Source organism: uncultured Campylobacter sp. (assembly GCF_938039245.1).
Taxonomy (GTDB): domain Bacteria; phylum Campylobacterota; class Campylobacteria; order Campylobacterales; family Campylobacteraceae; genus Campylobacter_A.
Map to the genome: position 1 here is coordinate 56955 of NZ_CALHVN010000032.1, position 6279 is coordinate 63233.

6 protein-coding genes are annotated in these 6279 nt (G+C 46.3%); 4 read left to right on the forward strand and 2 right to left on the reverse strand.

From position 1 onward, the window contains the following. The first annotated feature begins 17 nt into the window (after positions 1–17). The 4 genes from Q0218_RS05905 to Q0218_RS05920 all read left to right on the forward strand — a co-directional run bounded on the left by Q0218_RS05905 (position 18) and on the right by Q0218_RS05920 (position 3464). Positions 18–1013, forward strand: coding sequence for a hypothetical protein (locus Q0218_RS05905; RefSeq protein ID WP_297967426.1), 996 nt, complete (start codon positions 18–20; stop codon positions 1011–1013). Further along, entirely contained in the window at positions 1006–1536 is a 531-nt protein-coding gene (locus Q0218_RS05910; protein WP_297967429.1) for a hypothetical protein, read from the forward strand. Before Q0218_RS05905 ends, Q0218_RS05910 begins: the two co-directional genes overlap by 8 nt. Continuing rightward, positions 1523–2047 carry a hypothetical protein gene (locus Q0218_RS05915; protein WP_295141589.1) on the forward strand — a complete coding sequence of 175 codons (525 nt, stop codon included), beginning with the start codon at positions 1523–1525 and terminating at the stop codon, positions 2045–2047. Before Q0218_RS05910 ends, Q0218_RS05915 begins: the two co-directional genes overlap by 14 nt. A 64-nt stretch (positions 2048–2111) precedes the next feature. Then, entirely contained in the window at positions 2112–3464 is a 1353-nt protein-coding gene (locus tag Q0218_RS05920; RefSeq protein WP_297967432.1) for a PAS domain-containing protein, read from the forward strand. Between the two features lie 899 nt (positions 3465–4363). Here the strand turns inward: Q0218_RS05920 and tilS are convergent. Beyond that, positions 4364–5362, reverse strand: coding sequence for a tRNA lysidine(34) synthetase TilS (tilS, locus tag Q0218_RS05925; protein WP_297967435.1), 999 nt, complete (start codon positions 5360–5362; stop codon positions 4364–4366). Between the two features lies 1 nt (position 5363). Then, on the reverse strand, positions 5364–6279 hold a 916-nt coding region (locus Q0218_RS05930), incomplete at its 5' end, for a radical SAM protein (RefSeq protein ID WP_297967438.1).

The following is a 6279-nucleotide window of genomic DNA, read 5'->3' on the forward strand; positions in this document are numbered from 1 at the left end:
AAATTTTAGGAGAGAGCTTGTCACTGCGCAGTTTTTTTAGCGTCTTATATCTTAGCGTCGTTATCGAGTCCAAGAAATGCCTATTTTACGGCGAAGCGTATAAGGGTTCAAAACCGCTAAAAACCGTAAAAGCGGAGTTTGATAACGATGATACCTGCGCGGTATCGGCAAGAGCAAAAGAGTATCTAAAAAATCTGCAAAAAGAATATAAATGGGTTTATGTTTCGCTCTTTTTTGACGCCTTATCTCAAGGCGCGCTCGGTCCTAAAAATATGAGCGCTCTTGAAAAAGCTGGCATAGATCCAAAGGAGCTGACTTTCATAAATCCGGCGCCTGGCTGGATATTTTACGTAAAAACGCAGGACGTAAAAAAGGCTGAAAATTTATTCGGCGATACGGACGTGAGTCTGCTTTATTCTCCTTTGGCTCTCATTCACGATGGGATCCTTAGCCAAAATTTGGTAGGCAAAAACGCGCTTTACGTCTATGCGCACCGCGAAATTTGCGCCATTTGCATCGTTCATAAAAATATTTCCAAATTTGCCGCCGTCTGCAAACTAGAAGAGTCAAGCGAAGAAACGGCGTTTGATAAGGTTCGAAGCAGCGAAATAGACGATTTTATCGAGAGCGTAGATGAAGACTTTGCTAATTTTGACGGCGTAGAGAGCCTAGACGAGCTGCTAAAATTAGACGGCTCGGCAGATGAGTTTGAGGATCTAGGATATGATATAAACATGCCCGCATCCACGGACGTAGCGACCTCCGTGTCGATATTTGGCCGAGATATGAGTATGTACGGCTATATTTCGCTAGCGCTTAAGGAATTTTACACAAATCCGCTATATGAAAGCGATTTTATCGAAGACGTCGTGATTTTTGACGCTACGGAGAGGACGAGCGCTACGTTTTTACACTATTTGCAAAACGAACTTTTGGTTAAAACCGAGGTCTATCCCGTCAATACACAAAAAATAATGGCGGAACTAATGATAAAAGAGTTGAAAAATGACTAGTTATAGCTTTATAAAGCCTCAAAAAAAGCCCATTTTAAATCTTTTTAATAAAATTTGGATATTTTTGATAATCTCGGTTGTATTGATTTTTGCGGCGGTAAATTTTGCTATCGCTTTTAAAAATCAGACGTTACGAAACGAAACGCAAATGCTAAAGCAAAATATAGAGCAAACAAAACAGCGCATCAATCAAGCAGACGAATTAGCCGAGCTTTTAAAGCAAAGGCGAGACGTTGCGGCTCAGATAGCCTCGTCAAACGCGCTTTTAAAGCAAAGCGTGCGAAATCTACTAGACTTAGTTCCTCAAAGTATAACTTTAGAAGAAATTTCTATGGACGAAAATTCGCTCGTCGTAAAAGGAACTACGCCTAGCCGAGATGTTTTTAATATGCTGCTGGCTACGCCGCTAAAATCGATTTTTAGCACGTCAAACACCTCTTTTTACCAGCTGCCTAACGGCTGGTTAAATTTCATCAGTACAAACAAAACCGATAACTACGAGGATCAAAATGAGCAAAGATAGAAGTTTGCAAAATATAGATGTTACTAAACTACTCATATATATACTCGTCTTTATTAGCGCTTGCCTCATTATGATTTTTGGTTTTTTGGTTCCGAATATCCAAGAATACAAGCGGATAAAATACGATAACCGAGTACAAAGTACCGCCTCAACGCAGATAAATCAGGTTTATAACGGTAAGCAAGAGGCGCTAGACAAACTAAAATCGGATAACAAAGCGGCGCTGGATGCTTTTGAAAATAAATTTGATGAAGGTAAATTCGTAACATTCGTATCGCAGTATCTAGACTCGGTAGTGTCTAAAAATAGCAATATATCTCAAAGCGAGCCGTTTTTGATAAACGAGCTAAAGATAACCGCGACGATAAAAACTCCGTCCAGACTTTACGACTTTATAGACGCGTTACGGAGCTATGAAAACGTCGTCAAAATCGACTTTCCTATCGAAATGCAAAAAGACGGCGACAAGATAAGCGCAGCATTTAACGTCAAAATCTACGGCTTAAGATAAATCAAACCCGACTTTATTATTTCTCGCTAAAATCTCTTTAAAATATTTAGAGCAAGGATAAAAAATGATTAAATTTAATAATGCCGCCATCGCCTCGGCGACTGCGATTTTAAGGGATTATCTTAACGGAACGGCAAATTTTTTAGCCTCTAGAAAAGCTGCAAAATCGGAGCTAACGAAACTCACGCCGGCAGATTTTAAAAACGTGCGCGCAAATTTGCTAAATTTAGGCTTTAAGAGCGAGTTTATCGACGAAAATGCCGCCGAGCTATCAGAAATCCTGCGCGGTATCCTAACTGCCGAGCGCCCGCAGCTGCCAAAAGACCACCCCGTAGCTACCTACATCAGCGAAAACGACGCCGCGCGCGAGCTAATCGCAAAGGCAAAAGAGCTGTTAAAAAAGAAATTTATCAAAAACGAGTGGCTTGAAATTTACGACAAACTGGGCAGCTTTAACAGGACGCACTTTGCCAGAAAACAGCACCAACTCTACTCGATGCTCGAAAACAAGGGCTTTGATCGCCCGTCGCGCTTTATGTGGAGCTTTGATAACAAGGTTCGCGACGGTATCGCCGCAGCGCGCGAGCTGCTAGAGGAAGGCAAGGCGGATGAGTTTATCGCGGCTCAGCACGAGATCTACGAAAATCTGCTCGACCTGCTCGCACGCGAGGAGGCGGCGCTCTATCCGACGTCGCTGGAGATGATCAGCGAAGATGAGTTTCGCGCGATGAGACGCGGCGATGACGAGATCGGGTATTTTCTCATCGAAAAGCCGAGCGAATTTTATCCGTTAAATTTAGACTCCGGCGGCGACTCGAAGTCAAATTTAAAGGACGTAAATTTGCAAAGCGAGCTGAATTTAAGCGCGGCAAATTTACAAAACAGCAACTTAAACGAAGCGGTTTTAAATCCGAATTTCCTAAAAGAGCTATCAAATTTGATGAGTAAATACGGGCTAAATCCAAACGCTAGCAGCGATAAAAATGCCGTTTTTGACGTCGCTACGGGCAAGCTCACGCTAGAGCAAATCAACCTCATTTATAAGCACATGCCAGTCGATCTCTCCTTCGTCGATGAAAACGAGATCGTGAAATTTTACACCGACACCAAGCACCGCGTATTTCCGCGAAGTGCCGGCGTCATCGGGCGCGACGTGAAAAACTGCCACCCGCGCGAAAGCGTAGCTAGCGTTCTGGAGATCATCGACGCCTTTCGCAAGGGCGAGCGTGACGAGATCGACTTTTGGCTGGAGCTTCACGGCAAATTTATCTACATCTACTACGCCGCCGTGCGCGACGAAAACGGCGTATTTAAGGGGGTACTAGAGATGATGCAAGACGTCACGCGCATCCGCAGCCTAGAGGGCAAACGCACGCTAGTGACGTGGGACGATCTAAAGAAAAAGTACGGGGAGTAGTAAGGCGTCGCTTCGAGATTTTCGTCTATTTAATTTTGCAACCCCCTCACGTAAAACGTCGATCGTTTTAGTCCGTATTAAAATAGCTTAGGCAGGTTAAAGGCGCCTTACCGTCGACCGATATCTGCCGCTCTTTGCTTAAAAATCGCTGCGCGAACCTTCTTTTTTCTCGCGTCCGAGGCGAATTTTGCGTCGCTTTTTATCGTTTGCGGTTAGCGTATTGCCCGCAAAAAGCCACGACGAACTCGGCGAAAGTTAAATTTAACCTGATTTCGTATGCTTAAATTTGCGCTTTAAAGATTACGTTTAGGGCGCTAAATTTTAGCGATAAATTTAAAAATTTCGGACGCGGCGTTTTTGGTTCTCTAGAAAAGGGCTTTGTGCTTGAGCTGCGATGCGACGCCGGCAGTTTTACATTCAAATTCGCCCCGTATATTAAACCCGCTACGACAAACGAATCTAAAAATAGCTTAAATTTAACGCGCTAAAAATGAAACGCCTCTGTCAAATCGTGCCTAAAATGTTGCTTGAGCTAGCGAAATTAAAACATTAGCTTTTTGCGGCAAACCGTCTAGCCGCGCTTAACAACCTACCGCCGTGCGCGCTTTTAGTCACAAAAAACGACTCTAAATATCGCCCATACCGCCGCCAAATCGCGCCAAGACGTCACATTGGCGCGCCAGAGCATACCGACTCGGCAAAAACCGCGCTAGGAATTTTGCTTTGACGACGAGAGCCGTGCAAAAAGACGCGGCATATTCTCGCCGCTTGCATTATTTGCAGATATTTTCAAAATAGCCGTAATTTCGAGCCCTTGAAAAATAGGCGTCAGCTCGTTTAGTATCGGCTCGAAACGAAATTGAGCCGTCTTTTTTCGCGGCTCTATCGCAAATAGCAAGCTAAGCAAATACGCGAGAAAGCCCCTCAAATAGCGCAAGATCCGCTCGTGCGGCAAATAAAAATCCGCGGTTTATCGGTGGGATGGCGAGCCGCCTGCACGCTTCTTTAAATTTTTTATCCATCACTGGCTTAACGTAGGGCGTTACAAGTATAAAATTTGCGCCAGCTCCGACGGCCACCTTGCCGCCTAGCACGCAGTTAGCGCCGTTTTCTAGGCAGCGAGCGCATTCGTTTCGCTGCGCCGAGCTTAATACGAGCCCTAGCCGCTTGCACGCCTGATCGACGCCGCGAAGCTCGTTTGTGCCTCGTTTTACGAGGTAAATTTTAGGCGCGGGGTTAGAAATTTCGGGAGTTAAATTTAATGCGTCAGTTGTCAAAAACTCAAAGCTTTTTTTTACGCCGCTAAAGTATTCGTCCAAAAACGGCTCGCTAAATTTAGCGCGAATAAAGCCGCGCTTAAACCGGTCCGTCAAATTCGTCTCATCAGTGAAGTATTTTAGGTTTCGCTCACGCAAAAACCGCTCCAGCTCGCACTTTCGCACGCCCAAAAGCGGACGAGCGATCACGTAGTCCTCGCGAGCTTCGAGCTCCTTCATGCCTAGCAGCTCGCTAAGCCCCGCGCCGCGCCCAAGCTGCATCAAAAACCACTCGAATCTATCATCAAACTGATGCGCTAAGATCAAATTTTCATATCCCTGCTCGCGGCAAATCTCGGCAAAAAACCCGTATCTGGCCGCGCGCGCCTCGTGCTCGAAATTTGACTCGCCCAGCTGCACGCTTTTTACGTAGATTTGTTTGTTAAATTTAGCCGCCAGATCTCGCGCCGAGGCGACCTCGTCTTTGCTTTGCGCGCGGACGTTATAGTCCACGATCGCGAGGTCAAATTTCACGCCCGCCTCGTCCAGAAGGTAAAAAAGTGCCGTGCTATCGACGCCGTGCGAAAATGCAAGCAGATTTCGCCCCGATTTTAGCTTGCGTAAAACGGGCGCGCTTAGCATTTTAGGCCTTTGCCGTGATCTTGCCTAGCGCCTGGCTGCCCGCTACCTGCGTGATCTCGCACCAGTAGCGACCGCCGGTTTCTAGCTGCTCCACGTCGCTTTCGTTGATCAAAATTTCGCCGTCGATGTCCTTATCCCACAGCGCTTTTTTCGCGGCGTAAAACATCTCGCCCTCGCTGCTTTCGCCCTCAAGCGAGACGATAAATTTCTTGCCCAGCTCCTGCGCAAAGCTCGCTTCGATCGCGGCGCGAGTGATCTTTTCGATCTTGCTTAGGCGCTTTGAGATGATTTTGGCGGACACCTGCTCCATTTCATACGAGAGCGTGTCCTCCTCTTTCGAATAAGCAAACGCCGAAACGCGGTCAAATTTAAACTCCTGCAAAAACGCGCAAAGCTCGTCAAATTCGGCTTCGCTCTCGCCAGGGTGCCCGACGATGACGCCCGTTCGCAAAAACGCATCAGGCGCGCTTTTCATCAAATTTAAAAGCTCTTTGATCCGCGCCGCACCGCTTCCGCGCCTCATTATTTTTAGCATTTTATCGCTTGTGTGCTGGATAGGCATATCAAAGTAGTTCGCAAACACCGGCGAGGCGATGATGCGCTCAATTAGCGCGTTTGAGGTCGTGCTCGGGTAGAGATAGAGTATGCGCGCGGTTTTGACGCCCTCGATCTTTTCGACCGCGTCGATGAGAGAGATGAGCCCGTCGCTAACCGCGTGATCGCGCATATACGAGCTACTGTCCTGCGAGAGGAAACTAAAGTCGTAGTAACCCTTTTTTACGAGTTTTTGCACCTCATCTATGATGTTTTCGAGCGCGCGTGATTTTAGCTTACCTTTAAAGGTCGGGATCGCGCAGAAGCTGCATTTTTGATTACAGCCTTCTGAAATTTTGATGTAGGCATGGTAGTTTGAGCCC

Excerpts from the sequence above, each read along its gene's own strand:
- Q0218_RS05920 (WP_297967432.1), top strand. The coding sequence starts at position 2,112 with ATGATTAAATTTAATAATGCCGCCATCGCCTCGGCGACTGCGATTTTA.
- Q0218_RS05910 (WP_297967429.1), top strand. The coding sequence starts at position 1,006 with ATGACTAGTTATAGCTTTATAAAGCCTCAAAAAAAGCCCATTTTAAAT.
- Q0218_RS05915 (WP_295141589.1), top strand. The coding sequence starts at position 1,523 with ATGAGCAAAGATAGAAGTTTGCAAAATATAGATGTTACTAAACTACTC.
- tilS (WP_297967435.1), bottom strand. The coding sequence starts at position 5,362 with ATGCTAAGCGCGCCCGTTTTACGCAAGCTAAAATCGGGGCGAAATCTG.